The sequence below is a fragment of the Clostridium sp. C1 genome (assembly GCF_018223625.1).
Taxonomy (GTDB): domain Bacteria; phylum Bacillota_I; class Bacilli_A; order Erysipelotrichales; family Coprobacillaceae; genus Allocoprobacillus.
Map to the genome: position 1 here is coordinate 1,965,954 of NZ_CP073631.1, position 15,113 is coordinate 1,981,066.

A 15,113-nucleotide genomic window follows, 5' to 3' on the forward strand; every position below is an offset into this window, starting at 1 on the left:
GTCGCCCCATTTCACTACGAATCAAGTCAGTACGAAGCCAAGCATAGTGCCATAACCAAGCAGGGATCGAGCTATTTAAGAAAGACGTTATATCAGGTCATTGTGCCAGTCATCAGGTTCAACAAGGTCTTCAAGGATTACTACGACCTTAAACGCTCACAGGGAAAAAGTCATCGCTGTGCGCAGGGACATTGCATCAGGAAGCTGTTGAGAGTCATCTATCATCTGGTAACGACAAATCAGCAGTTTGATGCATCGTTACTGAGATAGAAAGAAAATGAAACCGTATTCAAAAAAGTCTATTCCATAGGCTGTTTTCGTCATGCCCAAAAACACAAATCGTATTCACATTTCAAAGATCTTACATATTGATGAGCTACCATAATCAAATCATTTAACATTTTCAAACTTTTTTCATCAAATGACTTGAATTTTATATAGTTAGCTCCTTTTATTTCATATCATCTTTTTATCACAACTTAATATAAAAAAATAGAGCATTGTACCATTTTAAAACAATGCTCTCATATTCATCTGATTTTTATGCCTTAAATTAGAACAGTGATTGAATTAAAGACATACAATCATATCTCGTGTTATATCTTTTAATGATGTTGCTCCACACATTTTCATTGTATCTTCCAATTCACTAACTAATTTCTTTAAATATATTTCAATACCCTTGTCTTTTCCACCATATAAAGCTGTCACAAATGGTCTAGCAATCATCACAGCATCAGCACCTAAAGCCAGTGCTTTAAAAATATCCACACCACTGCGAATACCTCCGTCAACAAAAACTTTCATATCTTTTCCAACAGCATCAACAATATCACCTAAAACTTCTGCTGTTGACAATGTCTGATCTAAAACTCTCCCACCATGATTAGAAACAACAATAGCACTTGCTCCTGCCTCTCTAGCTTTTACTGCGCCTTTTACCGTCATAATTCCTTTAACAATAAATGGTGCATCACACAAGGATATTATGTCTTTTAATTGTGATACGGTTTTGCTTCCTGCAGGTGGATTCATATTTTTTAAAAATGGTAAACCTGCTGCATCAATATCCATTGCAACAGCAATAGGATATGCTTCTTGAATATAAGTGAGTTTTTCTTGAATCGTGTCTTTATTCCAAGGTTTAATTGTTGGAATCCCTTTACCATGCACTTTTTTGATAGCTTGACAGGCACCAATCATAACTTGAGGATCAAGTCCATCACCTGTAAAAGCAGCAATTCCTAACTGAGCACAAGTTGACACCATGATTTCATTATATGTAATATCATCATATTGTTTACCATAATGAGTTTGAACCGCACCAACTGGACCTACAAAAATCGGATAACGAAATGTCTGATCAAAAATATGAAGGGTAAGATCCGGTTCCTTGTTTTCAACAATTGTATCCATTTGCACTCTTATTTTTTTCCACTGATCATAATTTCTAATCGCAACATCTCCTACACCTTTAGCTCCTGGACCGGGAATACAATGACGACAGGCTTTTCCATTACATTCCGGACACGCTTTACAATATGGTCCTATACACTCTCTTGCATTTTTCAAAACATCTGCATATGTTTTCATATTCTCACTCCTTAATCATTTGATTTGATGAAAAATGTTCTTGTTCTACAGATTTAGAATAATGTATCTTATGTTCTAAATTCTTTTGATACTTTAAACGGAAATAACATGAATAAAGAATATCAAATAATAATGATACAGAATGTTCCGAAGTATAATTGGCAATTTTTGAAAACAGTTTTTCTCTCGTTGACATATAAAGAACAACTTCTCCATCATGACTTAATGTATTCTCCCCTAGACTCGTTATAACAATGATAGGTATATTTTTCTGCTTAATCAAACGAGAAGCACTTAATAATGTCTGATTTTCACCTGAGTATGAAATAATAATTGCACAATCATTTTTATTCATCATATCTACTTGATAATTGTCTTCACCCGGACAACTTTGTACAATAACATGCTTATGAACTCTTGACATTTTTTGTTGAAAAACAGTTGCCAATGATATATATGAACTAAAACTAAATATATAGATATGTTGTGATTGATTAATTATTTTTACAGCTTTTTGCAAACTATCATGATGTAATAGGGAAATTGTATCATTCATAGCTTCCTGAATAACTTGATAAACACTTCCTACAACCCCCATCATCGTTTCATCTTCTGTAAAAGGTATATTAGCATCAATATGATCAAAATGAGAATCAAGATATTCCTGCTCTTTGATTAATTGTTCTTTCAATTGACTATAGCCTTGAAAGCCTAATTTGTGGGCTAATCGAATCAAAGCCGAAGTTGAACAATATACCTTTTTAGCAATATCTCTCGTTGATAATTTGTGAAGTAAAGATTGATGACTAAGAAGATAATCAACAATATCCTGTTCTACTCTTGTCAAAGTTATACTTGTCATTTTATCCTTTAATAACATGTTATCACCCTCTATATCATAACATTTTTCAGGATTAAAAATATAGACTATCCTTATTATATTCTACATTTCTATTTAAAAAAGAAGAAAACAAGTATAAATAAACTCCATGAAGTGAGTAAGAAATATTTAAAATAATCTCGATTTTGTAAAAGACAAGATATTATTTTTATAAAGCCATATATAAGTGTAAATGGTGTAAAGATAAAAAGCATATTTATACAATCATTAATGAAAGAATTTGTTTGTATAGATGCAAATAGAAAAACAGCAACAGGCAAAAGGATAAAAAACCATATCATTTTATATGTTAGAAATGCATCATCACTCTTTTTATGATAAAGTTCTAAAATAATCTGTTCTGATTTTTCTAGTAGTTCGTCTTGTTCTATATGTTCACCTAAAATCAGTTCTTCAACACGTATATCTAAGCAATCACATAAAGAAGATAAAACTGTCCCTTTGGGAAATGACAGATTCGTTTCCCATTTTTTGACTAATTATTCTTTTACACCTAATTGTTCTGCCAACTCTTTTCGAGTCATTTCTTTTTTCTTTCTACATCTTATTATAAAACTTCCTATATTGTGTGTATCCATAACTTTCCCTCCTACTTTTATAGTAGCATTTCTTTATGGAAAAAGTATGACTTTATAGGAATATGCAATAAATATTTTGATATAAATGAATTAAATTTCTGTATAAAGCATATTTTTAAATTATCTATTCTTTTTACAAAGTAACATAAAAAATTCTTTGTAGCTTCCAATACTGGTTGTTTTTCTTTATTTTTATCGTATAAATTTGATCAACATTTAATTTTGTGAATTAAAATTAACAAAAAAAGCCTTGATTTTATCAAGTTTTTTTAATACTTATTATTCAACAACATAAGGTAAAACACTTATTTATCGTTTTATCTGGAACAAAATCATTAAAATAAATCGAAAAACTATATTTTTTAGGGCTGTTTTTATTTATCGTGTGCAACTGTTAATTAAGTTTTATGAAACTTTCACGTATGAATCACGTATAAACACACGTTTTATAGGTCATTTTCACGTAAAAGCTACCAAAAATGGTCCTGTTTTTTTGATGTGCTTAAATTTGGTACATCTTTACCTATTTTTTCACGTATAAAAGCAAAATGAGAGATGCAGGAGTATACCCCCACACATCTCTTCTTTTGTTTAAACTACACTGAGGCTACCGGTTCTTTCCATGTAATATCCATAATTGGATTATGTGTTAGAAAGTCAATTGTCTTTGGTGCATTAATATAATATCTGCTACCAATCTTCATATAAAATACTTTTTCTTCTCTTAATAACTTTCTAACGCAGCATTCACTTAAACCTGTATGTTTAGCGAATTCTCTTACTGTCATAATTTCTTTTTCAACACGTTTTTCCATATTTAGTAATTCTCCTTTTCCTTGATAAACTCATTATAGAGTTTCTTCTTAAATAAAAATAAGGTACAATTCAATGAATGAACTTGTACATCTTTCTCCTTATATATCTGATACTTTGATCAATTGATTTACGAATAGCGCTATATGAAACTTGTTCAACTTCAGCAATTTCCACATTTGACATTTCTAAATAATATTTCATATATAATCGTCTTTGTTGAATTACTGTTAGGTCTTTTATTAATTGTTCTAGTTCGTAATATAAGCAATCGTTTTGATTAGCCTCTAGTGTTGATGATGGATCAGGTAATGATTCAACATCAACATCTACTATTGGCCAATATAATAATGTAGCCATTGGAATTCCTTCCCTCTTATATAGTTCATGTTATGTTTCAATATCAGCAACGACATATCCCATTATTAGTCGTTCATTTGATGATGATCAAGCAGGGATCTTAGTTATCCTACACAATCCTTTGACTTGCGACGGTCATTATCACGCTCGAGTTAAAGCTAATTGTATGTATCATTATATTTGATTTGCGAAAATGCAAAACTATGGTATGGACTGATATCGCCTTTATTCTTTTTTCAATGTACTAGCAAAGGATTAAAAAAACACCCTTCATTATATAAGATAAAATGAAAGATGTTTTTAAGTTGTTTTTAAATTTTTTTTATTTTATTTAATTTGTCAATTAATTCACTCATATATTCTGAACTTAAATATCTCGATTTCATCATACCAATTGCCATTCCGGTGATAAAACCTTGTTCAAAATCATAATACCTGTACAATGATGATAATGCATTATTAGCAAAAAAGATATCATCAACTATTTGATCTATATCTTTTTTGCTATTAGATCTTTGCTTAAGCATTGCTTTTAGCTTTTTTCCAGATCCACAAGTTTTCCAGTTAGCTCACCATACTTTTCATCATCAAAGATAGCATCATTGTTTGTATCTCCAACATATAAATCATACATTATTCTCATTAACTGATCCATTATAACATCTCCTTTAATACTTACATAATAAAGGAAATTAATAGTGATTACTAATGTACAAATTATAATTATATCTTAAAAACATGTCTATTATTGATAATTTTAATTATTATATTCAAATATGTAATCTACAAATTTAATTATACCTATATTATTAAACCAATATTTTTTGGTTCTTGTTAAATATCACTACAATTAAAATTTAATAATAGTTTAAATTTTTATTATATCATAACAATCAAACAATTATAATAGCTAATTTTGAAGAAAACTAGAGTTAACTGCATTACTTAATTTATCACAAATAAAACTATCAATAATAGGAGAAATATCTGTTCCTAAATTATGAGTTATTATCTCATTTAAAAAATCATAATGAATATCTCTATCATATTTAACAGATAATTGATACATTAAGTTTGAAAATGTCCTAGATTTTATAATTACTATATCATCATTCTTAATATCTTCTTTGACAGCAGGCATGTATTCAGGGGTAATGACAATAGTATACTCCGATCCTATCCTTTTTCTATGAGATCTTAATCTTCCTGAGTTAAGTGACGATAGTTTATTTTTTGTTGATTTTGCTTCTATATCAAATTTTTTATTATTTTTATAATATAAGCATTCAATGTCAGTATTTCCAGCACCACCTATCTTTTCTGCACGAACATCAGCAAAATAATTAAATGCAAGAGTTAAAACATCTTCAAAAGTATAGCAGTCACCTGCAGCTTGATTGGTACTTGTTTCTTCAATTTTCTTTGTAATAGATAGTATTGATAATAATCTTTCTTGTTTATCATCTTTAATACCCAATTCGTCTATTAATTCTTCAGGATAAAAATTATATAGTTCAGTTACCTTATCACTTCTAAATAAATCAGTTCGTGACATTATAGTTTTTTCATTAAAAGGATATTTTTCTAACATTTTTGTTATTAAAGTATCTACTTGTGGATGAATTGAAACATATTCTAATCGGTATGTTCTTTTCGTATCTTTACCTTGAATTAAATTTCCATATTTTATGCCATCAGTAGCATGATTAATTAGTACGCCTGCATTTTCTAAAGTTCCTACTGTATATTTCCACAAATGTAAGGAATCAGCTAATACAGATTCGTCCTTTTTAAAAAGCATCATTTTTTCTATACAACTCATATTTCTAAATTTTAAAATATCTTGTACGAGTTGTTCATAAATATAAAAATCAATTTTCTTTATAAAGGCCAGATAATAGAAGACCTCATCATTATATAAGATACCACCTAATCTTTTATCTTTTAAAAGTTTAAAAATAATACGGAATGGATGTAGATTAAAATCTTTTGACATATGATTAAATGGGTGGTGAAACTCTATAGAAAATAGCATTGCTGTAAAAATTTTGGCTACTTCTTCTTTATTATCATAATGATCTAATAACAAGTTGCCTAATGGAGAAAAAACAAATTTTAAATCCTCTCCTATTTTCTTTGTATACCCAAACATAAAATACACAATATGTCTAATTTTACATTCTAATGTTGTTCTATTTCTCTTTCCAAAACGCGGATTATAAAATCCTATATTTTCAAACTCTTTTTGTATCTCATCGAGAGATGCCGAATCTATTTGAGATTTCATTCCTCTAATCTTCATAGCATAAGAAACAATTTGATCAAAATTTTTTATATATTTCATAAATGTCCATTTTTCTTTTGTTGAAGATCTATCATAATTCATATATTCACCTTCTTATTCCACTTAATATTTTTTTTATAAATAATGGAGGTACCCCTTCTCCTATAATTTGTCTAATAAAATTATCTGAAAAATCACTTGGATAAATAATATCTTTCGGAATTGATGAAACAATGAATAACTCTAATAAACTTAACACTCTAGCATCCGAATATGTACCATCTGATTTCAAACGACCTGGATGGACATTATTATGCCCACTGATAGCTCCATTATTAAGAGCTCTGGTAGGACAGGGCTCATCCCATTTCATTCTCTTGTAAGTATTATGAAATCCTTTTACTTTTTCACCATTCTTTTTTTTTGGATAATAAACTTTATTTTGCATTGCACTTTTTCCCTCAGGAGTATGTTTCATAACATTTATATGCATTTCATTATGTATTGGAGCATAATGATACTTTATTGCCGAGGCTTCTCCACTCTCTAAAGAAGGTAAGTCTCCAATAGCCTCTTTTAATGTAATAACCTTTTCTTTTTTCGGTAGATCCCAACTAAGATTTTTTTTGTATATTCTAATTATGCTTCTTGGCCTACATTGTGGAACGCCATAATCCATTACATTTAGAATTGATGATTCTATAACATATTTTTCTCCTAATTGATCTTTCAATATATCATCTATATGCATTAGAGTATTATTATATGGATAATACATTTTTAAAAATTTGGGAACATTTTCAATTAAACAATATTTAAAATCTAGATTTTTTAATACCTCTAAAACATAATAAATAAGATAATTTCGTAAATCATTTTCATAATCTTTTTTTCCTAATGTACTCATTCCTTGACATGGAGGTGTTGCGATAATAAAATCAATTTCACTTTTCTTTGCTTCTTTAATTATCTCCATATAATGTTTTTTTATATCGCCGACAAACATTTTTGTCTTTGGGTGAAAATACGAATAAAACGAAGCTCTTTTTTGAATTAATTCATTTGCAACAACTACATCTATATTTATATCTTTAAGGAACATTTCACCTATACCACCACCAGAGAATAATGAAAGGCCTTTTAAATTAGTCATGTTTGATTCCCTCCAATATTTTTTTAATAAGTAGTGGAGGAACTCCCTCACCTATAATTTGTCTTATTTCAGTATCCGAAAGCCATTCTGGCAATTGAAAATCATTAGGAAGTGACATTAAAATAAATAGCTCTTTTATAGTTAATACCCTAGCATCAGAATAGGTTCCATCAGGTAATAATCTACCAGGATGAACATTATTTTGTGAAGAAATAGCATCACTTCTTATAGTTACGGTAGGTGCCGGTAAATCCCACCTCATTCTTTTGTAACATGTATTAAATCCACGAATTCTGCTCCCATCTCTTTTGGTCGGATAAAATTTTTCATTATCTAAAGCCGTTTCTCCTGTTGGGGTGTGCTTCATCCAATTTATATGCTTATCATTATGTTTTCTAGCATAATGGTAAGGAATTTCACTTATTTCTCCGGATTCTAATGATGGTAAATACCCTATAGCCATTTCAACAGTGATATGTTTAGATGGTTTTGGATCGTTCCATACCAAACCTTTCTTATATATCCTTATTATAGCCCTTTTCCTATATTGCGGGATACCATAATCTGCACAATCAAACACCTTACAATATATTTCATATTTATCACTCAATTTATAATTTAAGATTTCCTCAATAGTATATAAATCAATGCTATTTTCAATTGAATATGGATATTTTACATTTAAAAACCGTGCTACATTTTCAATTAAGACATATTTAAAATTATATTTTTCTATTAAGTCTATCACCTTAAATATCAAATGATTTCTCTTATCATTTATCATATCTTTATTATTTTTATTTTTACCAGCAATACTCATTCCTTGACATGGTGGAGTAGCTATTAACATTTCTATTTTATTTTTTTCAATTTCATTGCAAATTTTTTCAAAAACATTTTTATTACATATATCACCAATAATCATTTTGCAATTTGGATATAGCCATTCATGAATCTTTGCCCTTTTTACTAACAACTCATTTGCTGCTATAACATCTATTCCAATTGCTGATAAATATGCCTCATCAATACCTGCACTCGAAAATAAAGTGATAGCTTTCATAAGCACTCCTCCTTCAGTTACAACCTTCAATAATAAACTAAAAATTAGTATATTAGCTATTTTATTCTTTGAAATAATTAAACTTTAATAGTTAAACATTGTTCTCATTTTTTAGCAATTATAATTCTATAATATCTTGTTAATAATTTTCATATATTTATTACTAATTAATTTTTAATTGAATATCATTTTTAATAAACAAATATGATAAATCTAAGAATTCTCTATTTTCATCATATGGCAATATACTTATGCTATTCTTTACAAGGTAGTGCTCTTCATTTAACGTATAAGTTGATCCATAGCAAATAAGATACAAAACATTGTTATCACCTATTTCAATATCTACGCCATTTTTTATGTCTACATATTCAATCATTTCTAAGAAATCATATAATGAGCATGCCATTATTTTATCTTCAACATTCTTGTGTGCTGGATCCAGACTTTTAATTACTACTGCGCAATCATAATTAGGCAATTCACATATTTCATCAACAATATCTAATATTTCTTGATTATGTTCCTGTTCCTCAAATTCATCACATTCCAAAATTGACTTACTATTTAGCAACATTAATGATCACACTCCTAGTAATTACATATTATATCAAATTTAATCGTCTCTTGGAATATGCAAATACAAAAGTTTAATTATAACAAATAATACCAATAATTACACAAGAAATTTTGAAATATTCCCTTTTTCTAAAGTGAAAACTTAAATTCCGCTTTAAATACATCAAAGTTGAATTTATTTTTTTACTCAATTTTAGTTGTGTTTTCTCTTACAAATGGAATTTATTTCTATACTTTTCTTTTTGAATTGACTTTTTCACCCATATAATGTTCTTGATATCTCCTTCACTCCATATATCCGCTACATTTACATCTTGCTTCTTCCATTTCCCTATGAACTTCGTGATGCGGAGCACACTCGTCCTCCACAAAATGCCTTATATGTTATTGCTATCCGTCGGACCAAAGTTTTACATCCTCTTTTTTCAGATTCCACTTTATGATGGACACCTTTGATATTGGCTAGTGGTTGGTTGGAAACAATTTCACTCTAACTGTGAACTTTCAACACATAGAATATGTTGTGCTCAGCATACTAAAAAATGTGGAACATATTGTTTATTCCACATCATTATCTAATCTATTTATCATATTTACACATGAAAATAATTGTTCACTATATCACCTAGTGACTGACATATCTTTTTAAAATCAGTGTTAAGATCTAAAGTTGTAAACTCAAATTCATATCCTTTATCAACAAACTTTTGATTTGGTATAACTGATTCATTAGTTTTCGCATAAAGGAGCATTCCTTTAACATTATATTTATTTTCAATATCAGCATGCATGACATAAGCAAATATTTGAAACCAGTTCTTACTGTGATATGAATGCTTCCCATATTTTTCCTGCATGGTATGACTGTAATACTTTGCATCAATGATGAGTATCTTTTTACCATCAGTTAGATAAATGTCAGATATCATAGATGGCAAAAATTCTGCATCATCATATTCATCTAGAAGCCATTTTATCTCAGCTGCATGAGGATTTAAATACTTATAGTGTTCCTTATAATATTCCAAAATGAACTTTTCATATAATCTATGCATAAATTCATCAATGAAATTCATCATTTTTGATTGTCCATATTCATCACTTAATAATTGAGTGATTATTCGCATGTAAAAGCACTGGTAGTCGCAGACATCTGCACCACCTCAATCGCATAAAGTGCACCACTTATATTTATACACAATTATAGTCAATCATGTCCAAACATGATTGACCTTTTTAAAAAATTATTTTTTGATTCTAAAGTTTTCATTACCCATATACACATCTATTCTATTATGAATGATTCTATCAAGCAATGCCTCTGTTAATGTCGATTTATGCAATTTATCATACCAGTCTCCTGATGGATACTGACTGCAGAAAATTGTTGAACATTTATCATGTCTTACCTCCATAAGCTCAGATATAAACTGTTTTTCTTTATCAGTCATTTCATACATTAACCATTCATCTAATACAAGCAGATCGTATTTTGCGTATTTCTTAACTACTTGTGATAGACTTTTACCCATATTCCTCAGTTCATTATACTTTTCTAATAGCTCAGGCATTCTAATGTAAAATATTTTATATTTTTGTTTTGCCGCTTCATTTGCTAATGCACATGAGAGCCATGTTTTCCCTGTACCACATGGTCCATGAATAATGATGTTGGTTTTTAATGTAATATAATTACATGTAGCCAGTGAGCTAATCAGCTGATGTGTAATGCTTCGATTGTCAGTTATAAAAGTTAAAATAAGATTACCCAAATTGTTGCAGATAAGTGGTTACACTTTGCATTAATCAGGGTAATCTTTTTTGATATAATTCTTTCCTGTAAAGGAGTGAATTATATTGAATACAGCAGTCATTAAAATAAATAATTTGGATCAGGCTTTAATGTTAAGCAGAGCCTATAAGGAAGGAGAAATTAAATTGAATGTTTCTAAACTTGCAAGAGAATTAAACTGTAGCCGAAAAACACTAAGCAGAAGGCTAAACGGTATCGCACCTAAAAAAACAAGAAACAGAAAAAGATATTTAGATGATTATAAAGATCTTATATACAAATATTTGTGTGATGAACAGAGAAATTTTGATTATATCGATCATATTTATTATTTTATGAAACGTGAACATGGTATCACCTGTACACGTTCGACATTTTTCAGATACATTAAGGATAACGAAGAGCTCAATAGTAAATTTAAAAATAACAGAACCGATTCTTTTATCGAACGTTTTGAAACCAATCCTGGTCAACAGGCTCAGTTCGATATGAAAGAAAAAGTTAAACTTACAGATAAAAATGGCACGCAGACAGTAGTATATATTCCTACTCTGACTTTATCATGGTCAAGATATAATTACAGGCAGGTAATATTAAAACCTACAACTGATAACCTGTTAATATTTTTAGCCCAGGCATTTGAAGAAATCGGTGGTGTTCCTAAAGAACTGGTCATTGACAATCTTAAAGCATTTGTAGAAAAGCCTCGTAAATCAGCTGATGATAAAGCTTTATTAAACAGTAAATTTGAAGAATTCTGTAAAGATTATGGAATAACACCTATGCCATGTATGCCATATAGACCTCAAACCAAAGGAAAAACTGAGACACAAAATAAAATAGTGGATCAGCTTAAAAATTATAACGGTTATTATAGCGGATTATCTGATATACATGACAAACTGGAAATAATCAATAACGAGGATAATGAACGTTCCTCACAGGCAACAAGGCTTCCTAGAAATTTTCTTTTAGAAAGAAAAGGCGATCTGCTTCCGTTACCCAGCAAAGAAATCAGAAGCAGGTATCACCTTAAATTAAATGAAGTCTATGTTACAAATGAATCACTATTCCAGTATAAATACAATAAATATTCCCTACCACAAGAATATATTGGAAAACGTGTCGGACTAGTGGTCCAAAACAAAGAACTTCTTATATATTATAACGGAAAAATTATTGAAAAACATCCTATTACTAATAATAAATTTAATATAAAAGAAGAACATGAACTTTATTATAAGAAAACAGATAAGCAGGCAGTTAAAGAAAGCAATCAAATAATATTAAAAGAACTGGAGAATATAATTTATGACAATGACTAATGATGTACTGGAACAATTGAATTATTTAAAACTGAAATCAGCATATTCATATTTAAATTCATTAGTAATGAATAATGAAATAGCTGAAGAAGAACTGCATGTAATGCATAAGATACTGAATAAGGAAGTGATAGCTAAAGAGGAGAATAACAGACTTTATAATGTAAAAGTAGCAGCATTTCCTTTTCTAAGAAAAGTTGATGATTATGATTTTAATTTTCAGCCAGGTATAAAAGAAGAAAAAATAAGATCTATTATTGAATCGGATTTTTATGAAAATGCTACAAATATCGTATTTGTAGGTAACCCTGGTACTGGAAAAACACATTTGGCAATAGCAATTGCATATACAGTAGCTATAAGAAGAAATAGTGTATATTTTATTAAATTTAATAAATTAATCAATATACTAAGACAGGCATATAATGAGGGGACATTAGAAAGAAAACTAAGACTCTTTTATAAGTATAAGCTGCTAGTCATTGATGAAGTTGGATTTAATGAAATAACACCACTGGAAGCTAAATTATTTTTTCAATTGATTGATTTAAGATATACTAAACGATCTACTATTTTTACAAGCAATATTTCATTTGATAAATGGTCACAGATATTAGGAAATGATGAAATGATAACTAAAGCCATATTAGACAGGATTCTTCATTATTCATATTTATTTAATATCACAGGTCCATCTTATCGAATCAAAGATAAATTAAATCCTAAAAAAACTGAGAACACTTAATTGCAACAAATTGGTCAAATTATCTTGACTTTTATATCAGTATAGTGAATATCTCTTAGATCTGCATCTACATAGCGTAATTTAGCCGATTTCTTTAATCTTCTTACCGTTTCGTTATATCTTTGCTGATAAACAAAGTCGATGACCATATTTATTTTTTCATCAAATGTCAAAGTAATATAAGCAGGATTTGTTTCAATCAATTTAATGGCATCTACAACATCTATAATCCCAATTTCTGATGCTTTTCTTACAGTTTCATTATCTATCATTTTGATTTGCCTCCGTAGAACTCTGCACCTCTCAGGTGTCCTGTCGTTTTTCTTTCTTCAGATGCATTTCCTTGTTTTCCTAGTTTATCTTGATTGTTAGATAGAATGGCATTAAGATGTTTATATCTAGGTGATGGATATTTACTTAAAGCTATCTGGCAGGATAATTCAAGTCTTTCATTTGAATATTTATCACTTAGATGTAATACACTCATTGCAGGGTTATAACCCTGTTCCTTAACTTTACATCTTTCAAATATAATCTCTACAACCTTTCTTGTGTAGGGTCCGATTTTGCTCGCCCATTTTTTTATACGCACATCATCCCACTCACTTACTTTCACTGATTCAGGCATATCCTGTTCATAGGTAGAATATTTATTCTTTATATAGGCAGGAAACAGCTTGTGGATGTTGATTCGCTTGTTTTGATAATAAATAGTCAATGTTGTTTCTGACACTTTTAGATCAACGGATTTGCCTACATATTCATAAGGAACTGAATACCAGTTTTTTTGATAGGTGATATGGCAATTGACTTGTACTTTTCTGGAATAAAACCAATGACATACTTCAAAAGGTATTTCAGGAAGTGGTTTAAGTGCCTGCTTTTCAACAGCTTCAAATATTTCTTTTCTGCTTCCATCTCTTTTCTGGAATGGAGTAGTATTAAACTCATCAAGCTTTTCTCTTACTGCTTGATAAAGTTCTTCGAATGAATGAAACTCTACATTTCTTAATGATGCAATAATGGTTGTAGCTATTTTGCCAACGGTACCTTCGACACTCGCTTTCTGCTTAGGTTTTCTGACTTGTGCAGGCATAATAGCTGTCATATAATGATTTCCAAAATCAGAATACATATCTGTGAGAATGATTTCTCCTTCTTTAGGATGACTGACAACACCTGTTTTAAGATTGTCACATACAATTCTAACTGTTGAACCACCGAAGTATTCAAACATATGTTTATTACAGTTAATCCATGTATTCATTTTCATATCCTTGGTAGGTTCCACATAAGAATATTGAGAAAATGGTAAAGTTGCGACAAACAGATAAACTTTAACCAATTCACCAGTAGAAGGAACCATGTAATGCATTGTAGGCCCGGACCAATCAATTTCTGTACGAATCCCGGGTTTGTGTTCAATGTGGTTGGTATAGTTGTGCCTTTCGACATGTTGAGCATAACCTCTACAATATTTTGAGTAACTTACTGGATATTTACCATCCTTAGCACTCAAGCAATATTCTTTCCATAATAGTTTTAAGTTAACACCAGGCTTAGACAATTCTTTATGAACATAGTCATAATCCACTGCTAAATAAATGTTTTCAGATTCGTACATTTCAGGGAAAAATAATTTACCCAACTCATCATCTGAGTACTGATCAATAGTACTGACATCAAATTGAAGCACCTCCATTCTATGTTTTGTTTTGGATGAGGTATGTTTACTAATATGATATTGTTTGGATATCGTATTGAGGGATATGCCTCGATCAATCAATTGTAAACATAGTCTCAAATTGAATTTTACAGCCATAATAAAAGCTCCTTTCATATAATATTAGAGACAAAGTCTCCAACATTATAATAATATAAAAAAGACCACCTATAATATAAAAGGTGGTGCAGTTGCGTATATTCA

At 29.6% G+C, this 15,113-nt stretch carries 16 protein-coding genes; 2 read left to right on the plus strand and 14 right to left on the minus strand.

Features of this window, described 5'->3' with window-relative positions:
• Positions 1-570: 570 nt before the first annotated feature.
• The 12 genes from KEC48_RS10575 to KEC48_RS10625 form a co-directional block, all read right to left on the minus strand.
• Complete coding sequence (locus KEC48_RS10575; RefSeq protein ID WP_087357290.1) at positions 571-1,593, minus strand: alpha-hydroxy-acid oxidizing protein; 1,023 nt, start codon at positions 1,591-1,593, stop codon at positions 571-573.
• Between the two features lie 4 nt (positions 1,594-1,597).
• Positions 1,598-2,455, minus strand: a complete 858-nt coding sequence (locus tag KEC48_RS10580) for a MurR/RpiR family transcriptional regulator (RefSeq protein WP_211962186.1) — start codon at positions 2,453-2,455, stop codon at positions 1,598-1,600.
• A gap of 1,213 nt (positions 2,456-3,668) precedes the next feature.
• Positions 3,669-3,887 carry a hypothetical protein gene (locus tag KEC48_RS10585; RefSeq protein ID WP_211962187.1) on the minus strand — a complete coding sequence of 73 codons (219 nt, stop codon included), beginning with the start codon at positions 3,885-3,887 and terminating at the stop codon, positions 3,669-3,671.
• A 70-nt stretch (positions 3,888-3,957) separates the two neighbouring features.
• Positions 3,958-4,245: a hypothetical protein gene (locus KEC48_RS10590; RefSeq protein WP_211962188.1), complete on the minus strand. Its 288-nt coding sequence runs from the start codon at positions 4,243-4,245 to the stop codon at positions 3,958-3,960.
• A 311-nt stretch (positions 4,246-4,556) separates the two neighbouring features.
• Positions 4,557-4,772, minus strand: a complete 216-nt coding sequence (locus KEC48_RS10595) for a hypothetical protein (protein ID WP_211962189.1) — start codon at positions 4,770-4,772, stop codon at positions 4,557-4,559.
• Between the two features lie 5 nt (positions 4,773-4,777).
• Positions 4,778-4,900 carry a hypothetical protein gene (locus KEC48_RS16360; protein ID WP_283092189.1) on the minus strand — a complete coding sequence of 41 codons (123 nt, stop codon included), beginning with the start codon at positions 4,898-4,900 and terminating at the stop codon, positions 4,778-4,780.
• Between the two features lie 255 nt (positions 4,901-5,155).
• A complete protein-coding gene (locus KEC48_RS10600; protein WP_211962190.1) occupies positions 5,156-6,631 on the minus strand; it encodes a hypothetical protein in 1,476 nt (491 codons plus the stop codon).
• 4 nt (positions 6,632-6,635) lie between these two features.
• Positions 6,636-7,682, minus strand: a complete 1,047-nt coding sequence (locus KEC48_RS10605; RefSeq protein WP_211962191.1) for a DNA cytosine methyltransferase — start codon at positions 7,680-7,682, stop codon at positions 6,636-6,638.
• Positions 7,675-8,745, minus strand: a complete 1,071-nt coding sequence (locus KEC48_RS10610) for a DNA cytosine methyltransferase (protein WP_211962192.1) — start codon at positions 8,743-8,745, stop codon at positions 7,675-7,677. Before KEC48_RS10610 ends, KEC48_RS10605 begins: the two co-directional genes overlap by 8 nt.
• A 163-nt stretch (positions 8,746-8,908) precedes the next feature.
• Positions 8,909-9,322, minus strand: a complete 414-nt coding sequence (locus KEC48_RS10615; protein ID WP_211962193.1) for a hypothetical protein — start codon at positions 9,320-9,322, stop codon at positions 8,909-8,911.
• 595 nt (positions 9,323-9,917) lie between these two features.
• Positions 9,918-10,451, minus strand: coding sequence for a hypothetical protein (locus KEC48_RS10620; protein WP_211962194.1), 534 nt, complete (start codon positions 10,449-10,451; stop codon positions 9,918-9,920).
• A gap of 117 nt (positions 10,452-10,568) precedes the next feature.
• The gene (locus tag KEC48_RS10625; protein WP_211962195.1) at positions 10,569-11,096 is read right to left on the minus strand and encodes an ATP-binding protein; all 528 of its coding nucleotides are present in this window, start codon (positions 11,094-11,096) and stop codon (positions 10,569-10,571) included.
• Between the two features lie 85 nt (positions 11,097-11,181).
• Here KEC48_RS10625 and istA (KEC48_RS10630) point away from each other — a divergent pair, with 85 nt between their 5' ends.
• Both istA (KEC48_RS10630) and istB read left to right on the plus strand, forming a co-directional pair.
• Positions 11,182-12,441 (plus strand): IS21 family transposase, encoded by a 1,260-nt coding sequence (gene istA / locus KEC48_RS10630; RefSeq protein WP_211962196.1) that lies wholly within the window; start codon positions 11,182-11,184, stop codon positions 12,439-12,441.
• Entirely contained in the window at positions 12,428-13,186 is a 759-nt protein-coding gene (gene istB, locus KEC48_RS10635; RefSeq protein ID WP_211961934.1) for an IS21-like element helper ATPase IstB, read from the plus strand. The genes istA (KEC48_RS10630) and istB overlap by 14 nt, the downstream gene beginning before the upstream one ends.
• A gap of 14 nt (positions 13,187-13,200) precedes the next feature.
• On the opposite strand, the gene KEC48_RS10640 is transcribed toward istB, so the two are convergent.
• Positions 13,201-13,458 carry a hypothetical protein gene (locus tag KEC48_RS10640; RefSeq protein ID WP_211962197.1) on the minus strand — a complete coding sequence of 86 codons (258 nt, stop codon included), beginning with the start codon at positions 13,456-13,458 and terminating at the stop codon, positions 13,201-13,203.
• Positions 13,455-15,008 carry an IS21 family transposase gene (istA, locus tag KEC48_RS10645; RefSeq protein ID WP_211962198.1) on the minus strand — a complete coding sequence of 518 codons (1,554 nt, stop codon included), beginning with the start codon at positions 15,006-15,008 and terminating at the stop codon, positions 13,455-13,457. Before istA (KEC48_RS10645) ends, KEC48_RS10640 begins: the two co-directional genes overlap by 4 nt.
• Between the last annotated feature and the right edge of the window lie 105 nt (positions 15,009-15,113).

Excerpts from the sequence above, each read along its gene's own strand:
- KEC48_RS10575 (WP_087357290.1), bottom strand. The coding sequence starts at position 1,593 with ATGAAAACATATGCAGATGTTTTGAAAAATGCAAGAGAGTGTATAGGA.
- KEC48_RS10580 (WP_211962186.1), bottom strand. The coding sequence starts at position 2,455 with ATGACAAGTATAACTTTGACAAGAGTAGAACAGGATATTGTTGATTAT.
- KEC48_RS10585 (WP_211962187.1), bottom strand. The coding sequence starts at position 3,887 with ATGGAAAAACGTGTTGAAAAAGAAATTATGACAGTAAGAGAATTCGCT.
- KEC48_RS10590 (WP_211962188.1), bottom strand. The coding sequence starts at position 4,245 with ATGGCTACATTATTATATTGGCCAATAGTAGATGTTGATGTTGAATCA.
- KEC48_RS10595 (WP_211962189.1), bottom strand. The coding sequence starts at position 4,772 with ATGCTTAAGCAAAGATCTAATAGCAAAAAAGATATAGATCAAATAGTT.
- KEC48_RS16360 (WP_283092189.1), bottom strand. The coding sequence starts at position 4,900 with ATGGATCAGTTAATGAGAATAATGTATGATTTATATGTTGGAGATACA.
- KEC48_RS10600 (WP_211962190.1), bottom strand. The coding sequence starts at position 6,631 with ATGAATTATGATAGATCTTCAACAAAAGAAAAATGGACATTTATGAAA.
- KEC48_RS10605 (WP_211962191.1), bottom strand. The coding sequence starts at position 7,682 with ATGACTAATTTAAAAGGCCTTTCATTATTCTCTGGTGGTGGTATAGGT.
- KEC48_RS10610 (WP_211962192.1), bottom strand. The coding sequence starts at position 8,745 with ATGAAAGCTATCACTTTATTTTCGAGTGCAGGTATTGATGAGGCATAT.
- KEC48_RS10615 (WP_211962193.1), bottom strand. The coding sequence starts at position 9,322 with ATGTTGCTAAATAGTAAGTCAATTTTGGAATGTGATGAATTTGAGGAA.
- KEC48_RS10620 (WP_211962194.1), bottom strand. The coding sequence starts at position 10,451 with ATGCGAATAATCACTCAATTATTAAGTGATGAATATGGACAATCAAAA.
- istB (WP_211961934.1), top strand. The coding sequence starts at position 12,428 with ATGACAATGACTAATGATGTACTGGAACAATTGAATTATTTAAAACTG.
- KEC48_RS10640 (WP_211962197.1), bottom strand. The coding sequence starts at position 13,458 with ATGATAGATAATGAAACTGTAAGAAAAGCATCAGAAATTGGGATTATA.
- istA (WP_211962198.1), bottom strand. The coding sequence starts at position 15,008 with ATGGCTGTAAAATTCAATTTGAGACTATGTTTACAATTGATTGATCGA.